This is a genomic window from Lysinibacillus sp. NPDC098008, from assembly GCF_044760715.1.
In the GTDB taxonomy this organism is placed as follows: Bacteria; Bacillota; Bacilli; order Bacillales_A; family Planococcaceae; genus Lysinibacillus.
Genome location: NZ_JBIWBA010000030.1, coordinates 1 through 20,573, shown reverse-complemented (window position 1 = coordinate 20,573; position 20,573 = coordinate 1). Strand labels below are relative to the sequence as shown.

Below are 20,573 nucleotides of genomic sequence, written 5' to 3'. Positions count from 1 at the left end.
AAAATTTGTTTTTTTATACATTATTATCATAAACGAGGGAGGATAATTATGAAAGATAAATCCAGTGTATATAAAATATGGATAATCATTATTAGTATTGTTTTAGTAATTTGTATACCTTTTATTAGTGGAAGTAGAGATGGTAGAGAAGATTTTATTAAAGCTATCTATGGCTTTCCTGCTGATTGGTTATATTTATATACTAATGGAGGCTTTAGCTTCCTTGGAATAGGCTTTATCGTGAATATTATATTTTTTTACTACATGATTAAAATTTTAATATGGGCTTATAAAAAAATAATTGGTTGGATTAAAGGAATATGGGCTAATCTATACTATTAAAGCGGTCAGTAATAATCCTTAACGCTTGCATACCCTTCTTGGGTATAGTATGATAGATATGAAATCGGAGGTGTAGTGATGGAGAATATCATAAAAGAAGATGTTTGTCATACAGAGGAAACTACGTCTTGTCGCAAAAGTCATCATCCTGAGCGTGTGAAAAAGGATTTAACTACTCGATTAAATCGTATTGAAGGTCAGATTCGTGGCATTAAAGGGATGATTGAAAAAGATGTGTATTGTGATGATGTAATTACACAGCTGTCTGCTACACAGTCTGCTTTAAATAGTGTCGCAAAAATATTATTAGAGGGTCATTTAAAGGGCTGTGTCGTAGATCGTCTATCAGAGGGCGATGAGGCTGTATTAGATGAGCTAATTATAACAATTCAAAAATTAATGAAAAAATAAAGGAGCGATTTATGATGCAAAATGTAACATTAAATGTAGAAGGTATGTCATGTGGTCACTGTGTTAATGCGGTGGAAAAAAGCGTAGGTGCTTTAGCTGGTGTTGAGCAAGTAACTGTTCATTTAGCAGAAGGTTCAGTTGATGTAGCTTTCGATGATGCAAAAGTATCACTTGAGCAAATTAAAGAAACAATCGATGACCAAGGCTATGATGTAAAATAATATTACAGGGTGCTTCTATAGGCACTCTCTTATTTTCAAAATTTTATACCCCCTATCGGTATAAGGAGAGGTGAAAGATAGATGAGTTCTGAAATGAAAGAAGCAAACTTACAAATTACAGGAATGACCTGTGCAGCCTGTGCGACTCGTATTGAAAAAGGTTTGAATAAAATGGATGGTGTAGAGCAGGCAACTGTTAATTTAGCGCTTGAAAAATCGTCTATTAAGTATGATCCGGCAAAGCTAAGTGAAGCAGATTTTGAGCAGAAAATTGAAGCACTTGGCTATGCCATTGTGAAACAAAAGGCAGAGCTTGATATTACAGGGATGACTTGTGCAGCCTGTGCGACTCGTATAGAAAAAGGACTGAATAAACTTAGCGGTGTATCTACTGCTACTGTTAACTTAGCACTTGAAAAAGCAATGATTGAGTTTAATCCTTCAGAGGTAAGCATGGTGGATATTATTGCAAGAGTAGAAAAGCTAGGCTATGGGGCGCATCAAAAGGTAGATGAACAGGAAACAGTAGATCATCGAGAAAAGGCAATTAAACAGCAGCAGCAAAAATTTATTTTATCAGCTATTCTTTCGCTGCCGTTGCTGTGGACGATGGTTGGGCATTTTTCATTTACATCGTTTTTATATGTGCCAGAATTTTTGATGAATCCATGGGTACAAATGCTACTAGCAACCCCGGTGCAATTTATTATTGGTAAACAGTTTTATGTAGGTGCTTATAAAGCATTGCGCAATGGTAGTGCCAATATGGATGTCCTTGTTGTTATGGGTACATCGGCTGCTTATTTCTATAGTGTTTATCAAGCAATTGCCACAGCAGGCTCACATCATGGACCACATCTTTATTTTGAAACAAGTGCCGTTTTAATTACATTAATATTATTAGGTAAATTATTTGAGGCAAAGGCAAAAGGTCGCTCATCAGAGGCGATTAAAAAGCTAATGGGGCTACAAGCAAAAACAGCCATTGTTGTACGTGATGGCGTGGAAAAGGAAGTTCCTTTAGAAGAGGTTATTATTGGCGATACAATTCTCGTTAAACCGGGTGAAAAAATTCCAGTTGATGGCGAAGTAATAGAAGGTACAACAGCCGTTGACGAATCCATGCTAACAGGTGAGAGTTTACCAGTCGATAAAAAACAAGGTGATCCATTATTTGGTTCTACAATCAATAAAAATGGCTTTATCAAAATGATAGCTACAAAGGTTGGTCGCGATACAGCCTTAGCGCAAATTATTAAAGTGGTAGAGGATGCACAAGGCTCCAAAGCCCCTATTCAACGTTTAGCAGACCAAATTTCAGGTATTTTTGTACCGATTGTTGTTGGTATCGCGCTTGTCACATTTTTAGTATGGATTATTTGGGTGCAACCGGGAGAGTTTACACCTGCGTTAGAAGTATTAATTGCAGTGCTTGTAATTGCTTGTCCATGTGCGCTTGGGCTAGCTACACCAACATCCATCATGGCAGGGTCAGGGCGTGCTGCTGAATTTGGTATTTTATTTAAAGGTGGCGAGCACTTAGAGCAAACGCAAAGTATTAATACAGTTGTTGTTGATAAAACAGGTACAGTAACACATGGTAAGCCTGTTTTAACAGATGTGTTATTAGCTTCGGGACAGGAGGAAGCACGCTTTTTATCATTAATTGGTGCAGCAGAGAAGCAGTCAGAGCATCCATTAGCAGAGGCAATTGTCCAAGGAATTGAGGAGCGTGGTATTGAGCTAGGGCATGTTCAATTTTTTGAGGCAATTCCAGGCTATGGTGTACAGGCAACTGTGGCAGGGCAAGGTGTTATCATTGGTACACGGAAATTAATGCAGCAATACAATATTGCTATTGATGCAGTTTTACCGACAATGGAGCAGCTTGAACGCAGTGGTAAAACAGCAATGCTAGCGGCGATTAACGGTCAATATGCAGGCTTAGTTGCTGTTGCTGATACAGTAAAGGATACATCAAAAGAAGCGATTCATCGACTACAGGAAATGGGCATTACAGTCATTATGATGACAGGAGATAATGAACGTACAGCTCAGGCAATTGGGGCAGAGGTTGGCGTTGATCGTGTTATTGCTGAGGTTCTACCAGAGGGCAAAGCAGAGGAGGTAAAAAAATTGCAGGCTGCTGGTAAAAAGGTAGCGATGGTGGGTGATGGCATTAATGATGCACCAGCACTTGCTACAGCGAATATTGGAATGGCAATTGGTACTGGTACAGATGTTGCCATGGAAGCGGCAGATATTACATTAATTCGTGGTGACTTAAATAGTATTGCAGATGCTATTTTAATGAGCCGTAAAACAATGCGTAATATTAAGCAAAATCTATTTTGGGCATTTGCCTACAATACATTAGGTATTCCAATTGCCGCCATTGGTTTATTAGCCCCATGGGTAGCAGGTGCAGCGATGGCGTTTAGCTCTGTATCAGTTGTCTTAAATGCATTGCGTTTACAGCGAGTGAAATTATAAATCATGATGAACTGTAGACCTATTGATTGGGGATGCAGTTCATTTTGCTTTTAGCGATTAATTTAATAAATAGTTTGTGTTGGATATTTTTAACATTATGATTTTCCATTTCACATCAGTATTAATTTCAAACTCTTTTTTACTTAACTAACCATTAGGATAATTCTATTTTTCATGTTCACGATATGGTACAATGAAAAGCACTGATTTATTTTTAAACATAAAGGAGGGGCCTCTTGTGACGGTTCCATTTGTTACGGTAGAAGGTCCGATTGGTGTTGGGAAAACCTCTTTATCGAAAGAGATAGCCGCAACATTTAATTACCATCTATTAAAAGAAATAGTAGACGAAAATCCCTTTTTAAATAAGTTTTATGAAAATATAGAGGAGTGGAGCTTCCAAACGGAAATGTTCTTCCTTTGTAATCGCTATAAGCAATTAACAGATATTCAAAAATTTCGATTGGCACATGCCAAGCCTGTTGTAGCAGATTATCATATTTTTAAAAACTTAATTTTTGCGAAGCGTACATTGGCACCCACAGAGTATGAAAAATATGAGGAAATTTATAAAATCTTAACGAAGGATATGCCAGTGCCGAATGTAGTCGTTTATTTATATGCAAGCGTTGACATGTTAATGGAACGTATTGCCATGCGTGGTCGAGAGTTTGAAAAAATGATTTCTCGCGATTATATGGATCAGCTTGTGCTGGATTATCATTCTTTTATCGAGCATTTTGAGAAGATGCACCCTGAAATTCCCGTTATTCGCTTTAATGGGGATCAGCTTGATTTTGTGAAAAATCCAGATGATTTAAGCTATGTTTTAAAAACAATTAAGGATACGTTACAACAAAGGAGTCTGCAATTATGAGTTTAAGAGAGAAATATGATATTCCACCACAAACAGTTATTACGATTGCAGGTACTGTAGGGGTCGGGAAATCAACGATGACAAAGGCGCTAGCGGAGGCATTGCAGTTTCGTACATCCTTTGAAAAAGTCGATACAAATCCATATTTAGATAAATTTTATGAGGACTTTGAAAAATGGAGCTTCCATTTACAAGTGTACTTTTTAGCAGAGCGCTTTAAAGAGCAAAAACGTATTTTTGAGTATGGTGGAGGATTTGTACAAGATCGTTCTATTTATGAGGATACAGGGATATTTGCTAAAATGCATTATGATAAAGGAACAATGAGTCCAACAGATTATGAAACATATACAAATTTATTTGATGCAATGGTGATGACACCATATTTCCCACATCCTGATTTACTGGTTTACCTTGAGGGACCGATTGATGCGGTGATTGGACGCATTCAAGAGCGTGGACGTGCAATGGAGCAACAAACACCAAATGATTACTGGGTGGAAATGCATGAGCGCTACGAGCATTGGATTAATAATTTTAACGCTTGCCCAGTGTTACGTTTAGATATTAATGATTATGATTTATTAAAAAATCCAGATGCCATTGAATCAATTGTAAGCCGCATCAGTCATATGCTAAAACAAACAAGCCATTTACGAAAATAACTACAAGACGTGGAACAATATATAGCTGATTGTTTCACGTTTTTTGAATAGGAGGGATTATTATAAAAATCGCTGTTTATTGTGGTTCTAGTTTAGGGAAAAATGCAATCTATGCGGAGAAGGCGAATGAGCTAGGCACATTGCTTGCTGAAAATGGTCATGGTGTGGTGTATGGCGGTTCAAAAACAGGATTGATGGGCAAGGTAGCCGATGCTGTACTAGCAGCAGGAGGAGAAGTAATCGGTGTGATGCCTACACATTTACAGAAGCGAGAATTGGCACATGCTTCATTAACAGAGATTCATTTTGTTGATTCCATGCATATCCGTAAGGCAAAAATGGTAGAGTTGGCTGATGCATTTATTGCTCTTCCAGGCGGTGCAGGTACATTAGATGAATATTTCGAGGTGTTTACATGGGCACAGATTGGACTGCATGAAAAGCCAATTATTTTATATAATGTACAAGGATTTTATGATGCAATTTTACAGCATTTTAAGCGAATGCTGGAGGAAGGCTTTATACGTGCTGAGCAACAAGCACTTATTCATGTAGCCACTACAGCAGACGAGCTATTACATTTATTAAAAGCATATAAGTAATAAATGATCGCACCAGCTATTTTTGATTGGTGCGATTTAGTTTTTGAGATGTATTGAAATAGTGACTGTGTTTTATTTACAATAAAGGTGTAAGGATTATATTAATCATAATAGGGGTGCTACGGATGACGAAAGTGGAAGTAAGTTTTCAGCATTTACCAACAACAGCAATCTCAGATGCAACAGGTGGGCATACGAATTTACGTAGCGATATTAAGCCATTAGCAGATCATTTTAAAATTGCTGGACGAGCAGTAACAGTACGTTTGCCAGATGGCGAAAATGGAGCAGTGTTGGAGGCGATTCGAGCTGCCAATGAAGGTGATATTTTAGTTATTGATGCAAAGGGTAATACAAATCGAGCTGTGGCTGGAGATTTTGTAATATCCTTAGCGAAGGGGATTGGCGTACAGGGCTTTGTTGTGGATGGGGTAATTCGTGATATTGCGGCCATTCGTGAACTGGATTTCCCTGTATTTGCTTTAGGTACAACGGTAGCGGCTGGCAATAAAAATGGCGGTGGTAAAGTAAATGTGCCGATTGCTATAGGTGGCGTAACCGTTCAGCCTGGAGATTATATTATTGGAGATATAGACGGCGTTATTGTTGTACCACAAGAGGATGCAGAAAAAGTGGTTGAGGCTGCTGAGGCAAAAGTCGACAAGGATGACAAGCGCGCACAGGAAGCACATGCAAATGGCAAGGAATCCATTATTGCTTATTTAGATAAAGTATTAGCGAAGTAAACTAAAATGCCAAAGTGTTGATCACACAACGCTTTGGCATTTTAGATTATTGCAATGCTAAACTTGTCGTAAATTCAAAGCGATTTTCCTCTTTTAAACGATCCACATAGCCAACAATATAAATATTCGCTATTCTTACCTCAGATTCTGTAAATTCTTTATAGAAAGTAGGTGGAAAGGAAACAGACAGCTCCACACTTTCACCAGACTTAATATTTAAGCGATTGCCTGTCGCAAGCACTCTAAACGGATTAGTCGTTTCTCCATGCTCTTCAGGATCATTAATAAAGCCGAATAATACGTTATTTTGGGCAATTGTATAATCACTGTTATTCGTTAGTTTAATGAGATATTCTATCCTCGTGTTTGGATTAATGCTTTTAGAGATTAATTCAAATGTTATATCATCTATAATGCCAGATTCAACCTGATCAAATTTAGGACTACATCCTGATAATATAAAACAAAATAGGATTATAATAAATATTTTTTTCATAAATTAATAAACCGATCTTTTGAGTTACTTACTTGAGCAGAAACTGGTGAAAATAAAGGGATCGATAACATTGTTGTACATAAAACAGTTGCTGTAGTTAAACGTATTTTTCTCTTCAATTTTACCACTCCTATAGTATATATTTATTTACTACATTTATATATTAACACTAAAAAAATCCATTTCCAATCCTTGAATACAAAATATTACTTTTTTACCAAATGAGCTACCATCAAAAAGTAATAAAAATGACTTTTTGATGGTAGCTCTATAAAAATATATTTATCTTTTACGCTAAATTTTCATTATCATTAAAGTAATTTTTCATTTTTTCCTGATCGAAACGGTTTTCCCATTTTGCCATCACTAATGATGCTAATGAGTTACCAATTACGTTAACGACTGTACGTCCCATATCAAGAATACGGTCAATACCTGCGATAAATGCTAAACCTTCAAGTGGAATGCCAACAGTACCTAATGTTGCTAAAAGAACGACGAATGACACCCCTGGTACACCTGCAATACCTTTAGATGTAACCATTAATACAAGCATTAACGTAATTTGTTCACCAATGCTTAGGTGAATACCGTACATTTGCGCAATAAATAATGCAGCGATTGCTTGATAGAGCGTTGAGCCATCTAGGTTGATTGACCTCTTTTGCAAATGCATTTTGTTTGTTGGCATAAGAAAAACCTCCCTAGAATTTATACCTTAATAGTATTGGGAGGCGTATCGAAAAAATATGTGTGGTTTGATATCGGGCTTACCGTATACTTATTCAGGTTTTAGTTCAATAAGTTATACTTGTTTTTTTTTCTTAAAGGAATCTTCAAAATCAAAAGGAATTGTATGAATCTTATCATCTAAGATATTTAAATATTTCTTTATTAACGTCTTTGTGATTTTTATACTAGAAACATTAGGTTTAAAATGGCCAGATTTATTGTTGATTAGAATGTGCATATCATCACTTACCTTATCATTTGTTACTAACATTTCTCCAGCAGATTTAACTATAAGATTTTCGTAATCGCATAATAAAAGAGGATGTTCAGGTTGTACGTCCCCCCACAAATTGTTTTTTCTACCAGTAATTAATTCTGTGGTAGTTTGAGGACTATCTAGAATCAAAATTTTATCATCTAGAGTGGTTACGTATATATACCAATTATTAATTTTTATGTTATTAAATTGTTCAGGCATGTCCATATTAATGATGCGGGTCTTAATTTCATTTTTATGTCTATCATATTGATCATTTATATCAGGAATAAAAATAAAAGCGTCCTCCCCATCATTATCAATCATCACAGGTGGACGTGTAGATAATAACGGAGCATCGTTATATTGCTTGATTATATCGTTAAGTAATTCTATTCTATATTGAAAAGGCTTTAAATTACTATTTTCAATTAAAAAGATATAAATAGATAATTTAACGATAAGAGTGGAATTACTAAATTCACCATATTTTGTTTTGCATTCTTCTAATAAATTTATAAAAGATTTATACTCATCTAGAATAGTCATTTTGCTTCCTCCAGAGCACTCAAAAATGCCAATCCATGTTCATATTTTGACTTATTTGATGATATACCTCTGTATTTAGTTTTTATAATATTTATAAGCTCTTTAATTTTTTCTTCAACGAATACAGATACAGAAATCTCAGCTGTTTCTATTTCACAAATATATATAGTTCCGATGATATTATTTAAATCCTCAGGCCTAAAATAAGAAATGGAATCTATGCTTATAAAAATTTTTGTATTATCTTCAATGAAATATCTTTTATACCTTTTCTGTTTCATAACAAGTTGAGAAATTAAATTTTTAGTTAAATTTTCTTCTCCAGCAAGCAAAAAAATTTCATTTAAATAGCCGTCTATGTCCTTACCTCTTTTAAAGAAAACATTAAATTCTTTCCTGAAATTGTCTTCGTATTTACCGATTTTAAACATAACTTTATTCATATTAGGCTCTTTTAAGCTAGCGTTTGTAACTAAAGATAAAACTTTGTTATTTCTATATAATTTGAAATTTTTTGTGTCTAAAAATACCGAAGATCTTTGAACAACAAAAGGTGAAATCCAGCCTCCGAATTCCTCTCCCTTCCAATCACAAATTTCAGAAAAAAAATTAGCATCTGGAAGAATAAAACCGATTTCATTCTCTATATTAGATGTCATATATTATTCCTTTCTACAATAAGAAACCGATTCAAAGTGAAGACATCCTTGAATCGGTACTTTTTTGTTTTAGATTAGTTGACTAACTTTAATAGTTAGACTGAACAAAGCGAAGCAGTTTGTTCTAATGTAGTTTCTGAAGCTTTGTTTAAATCTTCTAATAAATTATCGAAAGACATAGCGACAACCCCCTTTTTAAATATACAGAAAATTACTTTAATAATTCTCTTAATTAAAATTTAACCAATAATTTACGAAAAAGTAAATACTTTTTTTAGTATTTATATTTTTTTTTGGAATTTTTTTAAATAAATAAAAATTCTTACGTTTTTTATGGTAAAATTCTATAAATCAATATTAAAGGAGCTTTTTATGAATAGAAAATATTTTATTTTGGCCTTTTCTATTACAATGATAGGAACTCAAATGTTTGATTTCGTTGTGAAATGGTGGATTGTAAAAGAAACTGGCGATGCTCAAATTCTGGGTGCGATTATAGGTATACCTGCTATGGTTATAGCAATATTATCCTTTATTCCAGGCGTTTTAGCTGATATCTTCAATAAAAAGAAAATAATGATTATTACAGATTTAATTAGTTCTGCAGCATGTTTTGCAGCATTTCTAATATTAATTGAATATGGCTTTTCTTTAATAGTTATTGCTATTACTAGCTTAGTTTTGGGATTAATTAAATCATTATATGCTATAGCTAGTAAAGGAATTTTCAAGAATATTTTCGAAAATTCAGAAATAAAATCTATTAATAGAGTTCAAGCGATACTAAAACAAATAATTAAGTTAATATCTCCAGTTTTAGCAAATATATTAATTTTATATATTAAACCGGAATTATTTTTCTTATTTAATGGTATTTCTTTCTTAGTTTCTGCAATTCTCGAAATGAATTTTAAGTATTCTACTAGTAATAAGATTAAAAGTAAGTTAAGTTTTTCAACTTTTATAGAGCAATTACAGCAAGGTTTCTTAGTAATTAAAAATAGCCCTTTGATCATCAACACATTAATATTAGTTAGCATCGCCAATATTTTTATTGGAGGGTATGACATTTTTATGCCTATGTTTGTTATTGAGTATATGGGTTCTGATTTTGGGTATAGTATGATTCTTACAACTACTGCTATTGGTGCTTTAATAGCTCCTTTATTACTTCAATTTTTTGATAAGAAAAAAATATCTATTCCGTTATGGACTCCAGTATTATTGATAATGACCGGTATTATTATTAGTTCTTTTTCTATGATTGGTTGTATAACAGGAGGATTTATTATAGGGTTAAGTACAACAATTTTTGATGTTGAATTTTTCACAAAATTACAATTGAGTGTTGACGAGGATAATATTGGCAAAGTGTTTGGGGTTGTTTTTTTAATTGCTGGTGTTTTAACACCACTCGGACAGCTTTTATTTCCTTTGATACTAGCATCACTAGTTAAATATGCCTTATTTGTAATAGGAGCCTTCGGATTAGTTACAGTTATAATTATAAAAATATGGGATACAAAGAGAGGGAATTTAATTGGATAATACTATTAATGAAAATAAATACATACGATTAAATGGAATAGAACAATTTATTTCAATCAATGGTAAAAATAGTGAACAACCGTTAATTATATTTTTACATGGGGGGCCAGGAGCTGCATATGGTACACGCTCATATATATTTAAAGAGTGGTTTAAGCATTTTAACGTAGTGTTTTGGGACCAACCAGGTGCTGGAAGGACGGCTATAAAAAATCCAGATTTTATTCCAACTTTTGAATACATTATTGACAGTTTGAAATCACTTATTGAATATTTAAAGCGAAAGTTTAATAAGGAAAAGATAGGAATTATAGCAAGATCTTGGGGTACTGTTCCGGGGTTATATTATGTAAATCATTTTCCTAAAGATATTTTATTTTATTGTGGAACTGGACAACTCATAGATACTCAGAAAGACGAACACGTTGTTTATCAAGAATTGCATAAAAGATTACTTAAAGAAAAAAATGCAGAGGGATTAAAAAAATTATCTGAATTAGGAAAGGATTATCCAGGTAAAAATTTATCGAATATTAGAGAGAAATTAGATAAATTTCATCAGTATATAGAAGACTACGGAATGTTTTTTGAAAATTCCAATTCCGGAATGAGCAAGAAGGAAGAATTACTTAACAGTCCAATATATATTCCTGAAGATTTGACAATTCAAAAAAGAGTTAGTTCTAATCAAGATGAAATTTTTAAATTTTTAGGAATGTTCAGTGCTTATAATTATTCTTTAAATTATAGGATTCCATTCTGTTTAATATTGGGGCAAAAAGATTGGGTTGTTCCTGTTCAACATCAAATTAACTTCTTTAACGATATTAGCGCACCTAAAAAGGAGCTAGTTCTTTTAGAAAATGCAGGACACAAAGCAATGATGGATCAACCAAAAGAATTTTTAAAGGCATTGATTAATTTTATTCAATCAACACACGAGGCTGATAGCTTCAATTAAAGAGTGTATTTTATAAAAGAAATATTGCCACTATCTTTTTTGTTCAATTTGAATTAGAAAAAATTTAAACAACATGGAGATAAATCAAATGTATTTATCAACAATTAGAAGTGATGAAGGACCAAAAGACTTTTTAGTAAGTCTGGTTTTATAGTTGAAGAAAAACGTATTAGAATGACAAAACATATATGTGAGAGAACTTAATATAAATATTATTTTAGGAGATATATTTATGATTAATACTATTCCCGTAGAAATTTTAGAAGAAAATGATGAACATGTTATAGGACCGAAAAATGAGGATATAGGTTTTTAACTCTTTCGTACCATCTAAAATACATTCTAATATGATTTTTCAATGAAAATTAACGGATCACTTGAATTAAATTGATTTTACAATGCAAAATTTATTCATATTTTCGCCTTTAACATATGATATTTACAAACAACGGAGAGATTATTACTTACACAATTGGTTATCGACCAACGTATTCACTTGTTTCAGAAATGTTGGAGAAAGCATTAGAGAAGTTACTAGAAGAACGCCAATTACTGATGCATTCCGATCAAGGCGGGCATTATCAAATGAAGCAATACCGTCACGCACTTGCATGAAAAGGCATTGTGCAAAGTATGTCACGTAAAGGCAACTGTTATGACAAATCAATGATGGAGAATTTCTTTAGGATTTTGAAATCGGAATTCCTTTATTTAAAGGAGTTCGAAAGTGTTGAGCATTTTAAATTGGAACTCGAAAACCATATAACGTATTACAACACGAAACGAATTAAGGCAAAATTAAAACTGAGTCCGGTACAATACCGAACTCAGCTTACCCAAGTAGCCTAAATGAAATAACCGTGTCTAACTTTTAGGGATCACTTCACGATGCCATCCAACATCTTTAGGATTTTTTTAAATTACGCTAAATTTTCATTATCATTAAAGTAATTTTTCATTTTTTCCTGATCGAAACGGCTTTCCCATTTTGCCATCACTAATGATGCTAATGAGTTACCAATTACGTTAACGACTGTACGTCCCATATCAAGAATACGGTCAATACCTGCGATAAATGCTAAACCTTCAAGTGGAATGCCAACAGTACCTAATGTTGCTAAAAGAACAACGAATGACACTCCTGGTACACCTGCAATACCTTTAGACGTTACCATTAATACAAGCATTAACGTAATTTGTTCACCAATGCTTAGGTGAATACCGTACATTTGCGCAATAAATAATGCGGCAATGGCTTGGTATAACGTTGAGCCATCTAAGTTAAAGGAGTACCCTGTTGGTATAACAAAGGAAACGATATCCTTTGGCGCACCTAATTTCTCCATTTTCAGCATAATACGTGGTAATACAGCTTCAGAACTAGCTGTTGAGAATGCTAGGATTAATTCATCCTTCAAGACTTTAATTAAGTAGAAGATGCTAATGCCAGCAAATTTTGCTACAAGTCCAAGCACAACAAAGATAAAGAATAGCATTGTTGCATAAACAAGAATCGCTAGCTTAGCAAGTGGTATTAATGAAGCGAACCCATATTTGGAAACGGTTACACCAATTAACCCAAATACACCAAATGGAGCAAACTTCATCACAAGGTTTGTTACCCAGAACATCGCATCTGCTACCCCTTGGAAGAAATCTAAGACTGGCTTTCCTCGTTCACCGATTGCGGCAACCCCTAAACCAAAAATAACAGAGAAGAAGATAATCGCAAGCATATTGCCTTCAGCCATAGACTGAATAATATTTGTTGGCACAATGCCTACAATAATATCAAATGGCCCCTCGTGCTGAACTTCCTCTGTTGTTGTGACATATTTTGAAATATCTCCTTGAGATAGCTCGTTCATGTTTAGCCCTGCACCAGGCTGGAATAGGTTTGCGGAAAGTAGCCCAACGATAATCGCTACTGTTGTAATAATTTCAAAATAAATAATTGATTTTCCGCCTAGTCGCCCAAGCTGTTTCATATCCCCAGTACCAGCTACACCAACGATTAGTGTTGAAATAATAATCGGTACAACAATCATCTTAATTAGATGTAAAAAGATATCCCCTAATGGTTGTAAATATGTTTCAATCTTGGGGTTTCCATAAAAGATACCACCAACGATGATCCCTAAAACTAAACCAAGTAAAATTTGAGTGGCTAAACTGATTTTAAATTTCTTTTTCAAGTCCCTCGTACCCCCTATTATTAAATTTTTAGGACATGCCTTATTTTAATAATATGGAGGACTTATGGAATCCGACAAAATCCGAACAAATTAATTTACTTTTGTTAAAATGTCTGAATATAACACTTGAATAAACTTTTTAATATTTACCTTTGCTTTTCGATTTTTATGGTCTTCAATCTGTGTCATTAACTGACGAATTTCTTTAAAATCAAAATAACGAGGGGCATAATATTCAAATTCTGAGTTTGTGTAATCAACAACCCCTAAATTAGCAAGATTAATCATAGCAGCTAATATTGTTCGACGTACACGCTGCTCAATAGCTTTACTTTCCTTTAATATTTCATCTGGTGTAGTTTTTGTAGTAGCTGCGATTTCCTCATAAAGCTCCTTTAAAGGAGGAAGAGGTGCAATTTTATGTTGATGCGCCAGCAATGTTTCAATAATCGCAATAATATCCTCACTACCGATTTCGCCAACAATGCCCATATCATTTAAAATAGATTGAATATGATCTCGTGATGTTGCTTTATGAGCCTTTTGTTCGCTTAATTCGATGTTTGTTAGTGATTGACGTATTACTAGTAAGGAATTCTTCAGCCGAAACTGTTCGGTTGTTTTTTTCAACACATTTTCAACTTCGATACGATTAATTGGTTTATGAATGAAGAATTCAATACCTTTTTCATATGCCTCACCAACCATTTCCTTATTGACAACCTGTGAAATCATAATAAATTGCCCTTCAAAGCGATTTTGCATAAGCTGTTCAACTGTTGCAATTCCATCAAGCTTTGGCATTAGTAAATCAATTAATACAAATTCAGGCTGTGTCATTAAAATTTGTGGTATGGCATCCTCGCCATTACGAGCCTCACCAATTACTGTACCTAAGCCACTATCCTCAATAATTTGTTTTAACATCACACGACTTGCACGATCATCATCTACAATAAAATACCTCATTTAACTTTCTCCTGTTTGTATAGTTTGTGTAGGAACTATGATTTTAAATGTTGTGTATTGTTGATTTGATTCAACGGTTATTGAACCTTTTAATTTTTCTACTAATTCAGTTACATGTGAAAGTCCAATACCGGTTGCTGCAACACCATCTATATTATATTTTGTGGTGTATCCTGGTTCAAAGATAACCGAATAATCATGATGGGAAATCCCTCTGCCATTATCACATACTGTTATTACAGTATTATCTTCTTGCTGCCGAATAGCAATAGAAATAAATCCTTGTTCTTCGATAGCTTCAACTGCATTTGCTGATAAATTATTTAACAGAGCTAAAAGTGCGATAGGCTCTTTTGCTTCAAAATCAACATCTATACTTGTTTTAAATTGTATTTCCTTTCCAAGAAATTCAGCATATTTACGATTCCCTTCTTCAATATAATGCAATAATGTTGAAATCACAAAAGGATCAAAGTTTCTTTCACCAACAATTTTTGAAATACCAGCGTATATACGTTGTGAATCCTTTTTTACCTCATGAATTTCCTGGGCAATATGAAGAGCCTGTATACTTTCTGCACGTTGACCTTGTGCCTTTAAGCGCTGGTATAATTCAAATCCACTTGCTGTGATGGTTTCAATATGGTTCATAGACTTTTTTAAATACAATGTTTCCACATAGAGATCAGAGCCAATATTCAACATTTCTTGTACACGCTTTTTTTGTTCAGCTATTAAAATTGAGCTATAAATACCAACAACAAAAAAGCTGCGTAGTAATGCGACTGCTAATAAAATCAAAAGATCATGAAGAAATAAAAATGTATAGGTTTGCACAAAAAAGCGCAATATTTGTTCAGCTAAATTACAAATAACCTCACTAAAAGCAACAAGTAAACCTAGCTTGAACGGCTTTTCTTTATATTGTTGAACATTTAATATTTGTAGGCATATGGCAAATAATATATAGAATGCTGCTGCTGGCAAATGCGTTGACATACTATCAGCTAATGGAACAGCATGAAAAGTAGAATAACTAATACGAAAAATTGCCGTTACGATACTTGTAGCAATACCAGCTAAAATAATCGGTGTTGGCTTAATCAACGTACATAAAAAGAAGATAATTGTCCCTAAGCCAAAGCGGAATGTTGTATTGGCAAAAGGGATGATTTTAATTTCACTACCAATGGCAGTCAAGATAGCAATGACAAAAATCCAAGTTAGGGAAGCTCGCGTTATGGATACCTTTGAATGCACTTAAATAACCTCCAGGTATGATGATGTTCCTTTATTTTAGCAAAAGTTAATATTTATGCCCTTATTTAAAAAGTATTTGCTAATCAATTATGCCCCATCATAATTGTACCTGCCGCTAACGCTTCGCTTTCGATACAAAAATAATTTGCTGAACCAAGGTAAAGCGAAAAAATACCACAACCGAAATGGAAGTGGTATTTAATAAGTAATACATACAATTTTGGGCAAAAAAAAACGGCTACATTTGTAGTCGGAATTTTAAAACTGGAGGAGGTAGAGGGATTCGAACCCCCGCGCGGTGTTACCCGCCTGTCGGTTTTCAAGACCGATCCCTTCAGCCAGACTTGGGTATACCTCCATAATATATAACTCGTTTATCTTATCGACAGAAATAAATCTAACACAATTAAAAGCATACGTCAATATATTTATTGAAAAAATTAATTTGCTTCAAATTAATAACTTGAGAAGTGAAGCGAGTGTACTTCATAAATTGGCAATAAATAATTGGTGTATTAAGTTGCAATTTATGCAAACTGTCAGTATACTAGTTATTGCCGTGCTAGGTGGGAAGGTAGCGGTGTCCTGTAACTCGCAATCCGCTCTAGCGAGACTGAATTCCTTTTTCGAGGCTGTCCGTATTGTTTGGTCTGCCTTTTGCACGTAGTGTTGACGATTGGGTCCTGCGCAATGGATACCCATGAACCATGTCAGGTCCGGAAGGAAGCAGCATTAAGTGGTCTTATTCATGTGCCGCGGGGTTGCCTAATCTGAGCTAACGACAAGAGTAACGCTTATGTGCGGCTGTCAAGGAAAGGTGCACGGCATAAATTTGCCAATTCAAACGCATCCGCCTACTTATAGGTGGATGCGTTTTTATTTTTAATGTCATAACTTCATTTTATATATAAGGAAGCAAATGCTATAATAAAACTATTCTATTTAATGGAGAAGGGGAGAGGGAAATAGTGACGTACCAAGCATTTTATCGTGTGTATCGACCACAATCTTTTCGAGAAATGTCAGGTCAAGCACATGTCAAAAGAACGCTACAAAATGCTCTCCTAGCGAATAAAACGACTCATGCTTACTTATTTTCTGGGCCACGTGGTACAGGAAAAACAAGTACAGCTAAAATCTTTGCTAAAGCTTTAAATTGCGAGCATGCGCCATCAAAAGAGCCTTGTAATGAGTGTGCTACCTGTCTAAGTATTACAGATGGCTCTCATCCAGATGTTATTGAATTTGATGCAGCTTCGAATTCACGTGTTGAAGAGATTAGAGATATTATAGAAAAGGTGCGCTTTGCACCCGCAAATAGCCGATACAAAGTGTATATTATTGACGAAGTGCATATGCTTTCTACAAGTGCCTTTAATGCACTATTAAAAACATTAGAAGAACCACCCCCACATGCTGTATTTATTTTAGCAACGACAGAGCCTCATAAATTGCCTGCTACGATCATTTCTCGTTGTCAGCGCTTTGATTTTAAACGACTTTCTACTAATGATATTATTGAACGTATGAAGGTTGTTTTAGAAGATATTGACTTGCCTTATGAAGAACAAGGTTTAAAGGTGATTGCACAATCAGCCGCAGGGGGAATGCGTGATGCGTTAAGCTTATTAGACCAAGTAGTTTCATTCAGTGGGGAAAAATTAAAGCTTGAGGATACATTGCTTGTTACCGGCTCAATTAGTCAGGATGTTTTTTATGACTTAGCTGAGGCGCTTAAAGAGAAAGATGTTGCGCAAATGCTGGCACTATTAGAGCAGCTTATTGCAGATGGTAAGGACCCACTGCGTCTTTCAGAAGATTTAATTACATTTTTCCGTGATTTATTATTACTGCAAATAAGTGACGACTTAGCTGAATTATTAGAACTTGTGTCACCTGAGGAGCGTGTATTTACATTAGCACATGAATTTGCGCCAGATATGCTCTATGGCTATATCGATATCCTTGCTAAAACACAGCAAGAAATGCGATTTTCTCACCATACGAAAATTTATTTAGAAACAGCGTTATTAAAAATGGTACAGTTTTCGGGGGGAGCTACAAATCAAGGTGCTACGACAAATGAAGTAGCATTAAGTCCAGAACTTGCTCAAAAAATTGTGGCACTTGAGCAAACGGTTCAACAACTATCCTTACAATTACAAACAGGAGCATCTCCACAAGCAACACAGGCTCCCAAAGAGCAACGACCACGCGCCAAAAGTCCAAACGGTTATAAAGCACCAACTGGTCGTATTCAAGAGGTGCTAAAGGATGCGACAAAGCAAGATGTGCAGCGTATAAAATCTGGATGGGCACAAGCGCTAAGTCAAATGCAAAAATCACAATCAGCCCTTTTGGCAGAAGCTGAGCCTGTTGCGGCATCTTCGAGTGCTTTTGTGTTAAAATTCAAGTATGATATTCATTGTCAGATGGTTGCTGATAATCAGTCCCTAAAGGCTCATTTTACACAATTGATTGCTGGGCAAACTGGTACAACGTATGAAATGCTATGTATACCAGAGGAATCTTGGTTAAAGATGCGAGAAGAGTTTATTCGTGACCATGGTCTGCAGCAACGCAAGCAAACAACAGCAGCTTCAGAGCATGAGGAGGAGCTGGAGCTATTAGAGCCGCCACCAGCAGAAATGTCAGAAGAACCATTTATTGATGATGCTCAACCTCTTGCTTCACAGGACCCTCTTGTGACAGAGGCAGAAAAATTATTTGGGAAAGACTTTGTTGAAGTAGTGGAAGATTAAATTTTAGGAGGAAAATATTTATGCGTGGAATGGGAAATATGCAAGGTATGATGAAAAAGATGCAAAAAATGCAAAAGGAAATGATGGAGGCACAAGAAGCGTTAAATGCAGAGCAATTTGAAGGCACTGCTGGCGGCGGCATGGTAAAAGTCATTGTGTCTGGTCAACGTGAAGTAGTAGAAGTAAATCTTGATGAATCAGTGGTGGACCCAGAAGATATCGAAATGCTACAAGACCTAATTGTGATTGCAACAAATGAAGCGTTGAAAAAGGTAGAAGAAAAAACAAACTCAACAATGGGTAAATTCACACAAGGCTTAAACCTTCCATTCTAGGAGGTCATTGATATGTACTACCCAGAACCAATATCAAAATTAATTGATAGTTTTATGAAATTGCCAGGTATCGGGCCGAAAACCGCGGCTCGTCTGGCGTTTTTTGTGTTGTCAATGAAAGAAGATGATGTTTTATCTTTTTCTAAAGCATTAATTGATGCTAAACGTAATTTAAGCTACTGTTCTGTTTGTGGCAATATAACAGATGTTGATCCATGCCATATTTGTACGGATAAACAGCGAGATCATTCTGTTATCTGTGTTGTGCAAGATACGAAAGATGTCATCGCCATGGAAAAAATGCGCGATTATAATGGTATGTATCATGTATTACAGGGTGCGATTTCACCGATGGATGGTATTGGACCAGAGGATATTAACGTTGCTTCCTTATTAGTTCGTTTACAGGATGAAAGTGTTCAAGAGCTTATTTTAGCTACAAACTCAACAATTGAGGGTGAAGCAACGGCTATGTACATATCTCGACTTGTAAAGCCGTCAGGTATTCGTACAACGCGTATTGCACATGGTTTACCAGTAGGTGGAGATTTAGAATATGCTGATGAGGTAACGTTATCTAAAGCAATGGAAGGCCGAAGAGAGTTATGAGTGAGGGATTGCTATGTTCTTCCGTAGTAAAAGAAAGTTAAAAAAAGAATTCGATGATAAACTTGTAAATCTTATGAAGGCAACAAAAGAGGATTTGCAACAGGCAAAGGTCATAGAAGAATTAATGGATGACTATGATCTTGAAATTATTGCCCAACGCAAAGCAACAGAAAGCATTCATTTTTATTTATTTAAGGAAGCTAGAATCCGTAAAATATTATTAAAATAGGTCCTACTAAGCATTCATAGAAGCAAAACAGGAAACATAAACTTTCATAGTTATTCTATTTAAGGAGGTAGCCATATGTCATGGTTAGTAATTATGAGTATTTGTGTTCCTGTAGGGCTTCTTTTTCTTTATGTCATAATAAGACATGCTAAGCTAGGTAAAATATTAGAGGGACTATCTGTGTTTTGGTTTAGATTTGCATTTGCCTTTCTATTATTATTTATGATTCATTTAGGTATTGGTTATCTTGGATATAATGTGCCAATCAATTTATTCTCAGTGCTAACAATTGCTATTTTAGGTATTCCAGGCGTTTTAGGGATAACAGCTTTAATATTTTTTCTATAAAACACTTGCAATATAAAAATATTATGGTATATTTATAAAAGTCGCTAATACAACAGCTTGAAACAAAAAAGTAAATAAAATTTTATGTTGACACTTTGTTTGTGGCGTGATATTATATAAAAGTTGCTGTCGAGAAGCGAACGGCAACGAATAAATGAACCTTGAAAACTGAACAAGCAAAACGTAATCAATAAATTTTAGTAGCTTACTTTGGTAAGTGAACGAAATAATTTTGGACATCGAATGAAGATGAGATGCCAGCAAAACAATTTGAGCAAATCAAATTTCTTTTTATGGAGAGTTTGATC

21 protein-coding genes, 1 tRNA gene, 1 other RNA gene and 2 pseudogenes are annotated in these 20,573 nt (G+C 34.8%); 17 read left to right on the top strand and 8 right to left on the bottom strand.

The window, feature by feature from the left end; all coding sequences use genetic code 11:
• The first annotated feature begins 48 nt into the window (after nt 1–48).
• The 8 genes from ACIQVU_RS18310 (at nt 49) to ACIQVU_RS18275 (ending at nt 6,357) form a co-directional block, all read left to right on the top strand.
• A complete protein-coding gene (locus ACIQVU_RS18310) occupies nt 49–342 on the top strand; it encodes a hypothetical protein (RefSeq protein ID WP_402896650.1) in 294 nt (97 codons plus the stop codon).
• A gap of 78 nt (nt 343–420) precedes the next feature.
• Nucleotides 421–753, top strand: a complete 333-nt coding sequence (locus ACIQVU_RS18305; RefSeq protein WP_402896648.1) for a metal-sensing transcriptional repressor — start codon at nt 421–423, stop codon at nt 751–753.
• 14 nt (nt 754–767) lie between these two features.
• Nucleotides 768–974, top strand: a complete 207-nt coding sequence (gene copZ / locus ACIQVU_RS18300) for a copper chaperone CopZ (protein ID WP_402896646.1) — start codon at nt 768–770, stop codon at nt 972–974.
• 81 nt (nt 975–1,055) lie between these two features.
• Nucleotides 1,056–3,467, top strand: coding sequence for a heavy metal translocating P-type ATPase (locus tag ACIQVU_RS18295; protein WP_402896644.1), 2,412 nt, complete (start codon nt 1,056–1,058; stop codon nt 3,465–3,467).
• Between the two features lie 238 nt (nt 3,468–3,705).
• A complete protein-coding gene (locus ACIQVU_RS18290; protein WP_402896642.1) occupies nt 3,706–4,344 on the top strand; it encodes a deoxynucleoside kinase in 639 nt (212 codons plus the stop codon).
• Nucleotides 4,341–5,009, top strand: a complete 669-nt coding sequence (locus ACIQVU_RS18285; protein WP_340803738.1) for a deoxynucleoside kinase — start codon at nt 4,341–4,343, stop codon at nt 5,007–5,009. The genes ACIQVU_RS18290 and ACIQVU_RS18285 overlap by 4 nt, the downstream gene beginning before the upstream one ends.
• Before the next feature lie 47 nt (nt 5,010–5,056).
• The gene (locus tag ACIQVU_RS18280; RefSeq protein ID WP_483869655.1) at nt 5,057–5,611 is read left to right on the top strand and encodes an LOG family protein; all 555 of its coding nucleotides are present in this window, start codon (nt 5,057–5,059) and stop codon (nt 5,609–5,611) included.
• Between the two features lie 125 nt (nt 5,612–5,736).
• Complete coding sequence (locus ACIQVU_RS18275) at nt 5,737–6,357, top strand: RraA family protein (protein ID WP_340803739.1); 621 nt, start codon at nt 5,737–5,739, stop codon at nt 6,355–6,357.
• 46 nt (nt 6,358–6,403) lie between these two features.
• Here the strand turns inward: ACIQVU_RS18275 and ACIQVU_RS18270 are convergent, their stop codons facing one another.
• The 4 genes and pseudogenes from ACIQVU_RS18270 to ACIQVU_RS18255 all read right to left on the bottom strand — a co-directional run bounded on the left by ACIQVU_RS18270 (nt 6,404) and on the right by ACIQVU_RS18255 (nt 9,049).
• Nucleotides 6,404–6,853: a hypothetical protein gene (locus ACIQVU_RS18270; protein WP_340803740.1), complete on the bottom strand. Its 450-nt coding sequence runs from the start codon at nt 6,851–6,853 to the stop codon at nt 6,404–6,406.
• 289 nt (nt 6,854–7,142) lie between these two features.
• Nucleotides 7,143–7,511, bottom strand: a pseudogene (locus ACIQVU_RS18265) (cation:dicarboxylate symporter family transporter); the annotation flags it as partial.
• 147 nt (nt 7,512–7,658) lie between these two features.
• Nucleotides 7,659–8,390 (bottom strand): hypothetical protein, encoded by a 732-nt coding sequence (locus ACIQVU_RS18260; protein WP_340803741.1) that lies wholly within the window; start codon nt 8,388–8,390, stop codon nt 7,659–7,661.
• Nucleotides 8,387–9,049, bottom strand: a complete 663-nt coding sequence (locus tag ACIQVU_RS18255; protein ID WP_340803742.1) for a hypothetical protein — start codon at nt 9,047–9,049, stop codon at nt 8,387–8,389. Before ACIQVU_RS18255 ends, ACIQVU_RS18260 begins: the two co-directional genes overlap by 4 nt.
• A gap of 372 nt (nt 9,050–9,421) precedes the next feature.
• Between ACIQVU_RS18255 and ACIQVU_RS18250 the strand changes: the two genes are divergently transcribed.
• From ACIQVU_RS18250 to ACIQVU_RS18240, 3 genes and pseudogenes are all read left to right on the top strand, one after another.
• Complete coding sequence (locus ACIQVU_RS18250) at nt 9,422–10,597, top strand: MFS transporter (protein WP_340803743.1); 1,176 nt, start codon at nt 9,422–9,424, stop codon at nt 10,595–10,597.
• Nucleotides 10,590–11,558 carry an alpha/beta fold hydrolase gene (locus ACIQVU_RS18245; RefSeq protein WP_340803744.1) on the top strand — a complete coding sequence of 323 codons (969 nt, stop codon included), beginning with the start codon at nt 10,590–10,592 and terminating at the stop codon, nt 11,556–11,558. The genes ACIQVU_RS18250 and ACIQVU_RS18245 overlap by 8 nt, the downstream gene beginning before the upstream one ends.
• A 447-nt stretch (nt 11,559–12,005) precedes the next feature.
• Nucleotides 12,006–12,407, top strand: a pseudogene (locus ACIQVU_RS18240) (transposase); the annotation flags it as partial.
• Nucleotides 12,408–12,478: 71 nt separating this feature from the next.
• Here the strand turns inward: ACIQVU_RS18240 and ACIQVU_RS18235 are convergent.
• From ACIQVU_RS18235 to ACIQVU_RS18220, 4 genes are all read right to left on the bottom strand, one after another.
• Nucleotides 12,479–13,753, bottom strand: a complete 1,275-nt coding sequence (locus ACIQVU_RS18235; RefSeq protein ID WP_340803746.1) for a cation:dicarboxylate symporter family transporter — start codon at nt 13,751–13,753, stop codon at nt 12,479–12,481.
• Between the two features lie 90 nt (nt 13,754–13,843).
• A complete protein-coding gene (locus tag ACIQVU_RS18230; RefSeq protein ID WP_340803747.1) occupies nt 13,844–14,722 on the bottom strand; it encodes a response regulator in 879 nt (292 codons plus the stop codon).
• Complete coding sequence (locus tag ACIQVU_RS18225) at nt 14,723–15,982, bottom strand: sensor histidine kinase (RefSeq protein ID WP_340803748.1); 1,260 nt, start codon at nt 15,980–15,982, stop codon at nt 14,723–14,725. It lies immediately after the preceding gene.
• 265 nt (nt 15,983–16,247) lie between these two features.
• Nucleotides 16,248–16,340, bottom strand: a tRNA-Ser gene (locus ACIQVU_RS18220).
• Nucleotides 16,341–16,539: 199 nt separating this feature from the next.
• On the opposite strand from ACIQVU_RS18220, the gene ffs reads away from it, so the two are divergent.
• The 6 genes from ffs to ACIQVU_RS18190 all read left to right on the top strand — a co-directional run bounded on the left by ffs (nt 16,540) and on the right by ACIQVU_RS18190 (nt 20,265).
• An RNA gene (ffs, locus tag ACIQVU_RS18215) (signal recognition particle sRNA large type) lies at nt 16,540–16,807 on the top strand.
• Nucleotides 16,808–16,950: 143 nt separating this feature from the next.
• Complete coding sequence (gene dnaX, locus ACIQVU_RS18210; RefSeq protein WP_340803749.1) at nt 16,951–18,744, top strand: DNA polymerase III subunit gamma/tau; 1,794 nt, start codon at nt 16,951–16,953, stop codon at nt 18,742–18,744.
• A gap of 20 nt (nt 18,745–18,764) precedes the next feature.
• Nucleotides 18,765–19,079 carry a YbaB/EbfC family nucleoid-associated protein gene (locus ACIQVU_RS18205; RefSeq protein WP_053995236.1) on the top strand — a complete coding sequence of 105 codons (315 nt, stop codon included), beginning with the start codon at nt 18,765–18,767 and terminating at the stop codon, nt 19,077–19,079.
• A 12-nt stretch (nt 19,080–19,091) separates the two neighbouring features.
• Nucleotides 19,092–19,688 carry a recombination mediator RecR gene (gene recR, locus ACIQVU_RS18200; RefSeq protein ID WP_205446338.1) on the top strand — a complete coding sequence of 199 codons (597 nt, stop codon included), beginning with the start codon at nt 19,092–19,094 and terminating at the stop codon, nt 19,686–19,688.
• 13 nt (nt 19,689–19,701) lie between these two features.
• Complete coding sequence (locus ACIQVU_RS18195) at nt 19,702–19,917, top strand: YaaL family protein (protein ID WP_340803752.1); 216 nt, start codon at nt 19,702–19,704, stop codon at nt 19,915–19,917.
• A gap of 75 nt (nt 19,918–19,992) precedes the next feature.
• A complete protein-coding gene (locus ACIQVU_RS18190) occupies nt 19,993–20,265 on the top strand; it encodes a pro-sigmaK processing inhibitor BofA family protein (RefSeq protein ID WP_340803753.1) in 273 nt (90 codons plus the stop codon).
• Nucleotides 20,266–20,573: the final 308 nt, after the last annotated feature.

Coding starts and splice junctions, on each gene's coding strand:
- ACIQVU_RS18310 (WP_402896650.1), top strand. CDS start 49: ATGAAAGATAAATCCAGTGTATATAAAATATGGATAATCATTATTAGT.
- ACIQVU_RS18305 (WP_402896648.1), top strand. CDS start 421: ATGGAGAATATCATAAAAGAAGATGTTTGTCATACAGAGGAAACTACG.
- copZ (WP_402896646.1), top strand. CDS start 768: ATGCAAAATGTAACATTAAATGTAGAAGGTATGTCATGTGGTCACTGT.
- ACIQVU_RS18295 (WP_402896644.1), top strand. CDS start 1,056: ATGAGTTCTGAAATGAAAGAAGCAAACTTACAAATTACAGGAATGACC.
- ACIQVU_RS18285 (WP_340803738.1), top strand. CDS start 4,341: ATGAGTTTAAGAGAGAAATATGATATTCCACCACAAACAGTTATTACG.
- ACIQVU_RS18275 (WP_340803739.1), top strand. CDS start 5,737: ATGACGAAAGTGGAAGTAAGTTTTCAGCATTTACCAACAACAGCAATC.
- ACIQVU_RS18270 (WP_340803740.1), bottom strand. CDS start 6,853: ATGAAAAAAATATTTATTATAATCCTATTTTGTTTTATATTATCAGGA.
- ACIQVU_RS18260 (WP_340803741.1), bottom strand. CDS start 8,390: ATGACTATTCTAGATGAGTATAAATCTTTTATAAATTTATTAGAAGAA.
- ACIQVU_RS18255 (WP_340803742.1), bottom strand. CDS start 9,049: ATGACATCTAATATAGAGAATGAAATCGGTTTTATTCTTCCAGATGCT.
- ACIQVU_RS18250 (WP_340803743.1), top strand. CDS start 9,422: ATGAATAGAAAATATTTTATTTTGGCCTTTTCTATTACAATGATAGGA.
- ACIQVU_RS18230 (WP_340803747.1), bottom strand. CDS start 14,722: ATGAGGTATTTTATTGTAGATGATGATCGTGCAAGTCGTGTGATGTTA.
- ACIQVU_RS18205 (WP_053995236.1), top strand. CDS start 18,765: ATGCGTGGAATGGGAAATATGCAAGGTATGATGAAAAAGATGCAAAAA.
- recR (WP_205446338.1), top strand. CDS start 19,092: ATGTACTACCCAGAACCAATATCAAAATTAATTGATAGTTTTATGAAA.
- ACIQVU_RS18195 (WP_340803752.1), top strand. CDS start 19,702: ATGTTCTTCCGTAGTAAAAGAAAGTTAAAAAAAGAATTCGATGATAAA.
- ACIQVU_RS18190 (WP_340803753.1), top strand. CDS start 19,993: ATGTCATGGTTAGTAATTATGAGTATTTGTGTTCCTGTAGGGCTTCTT.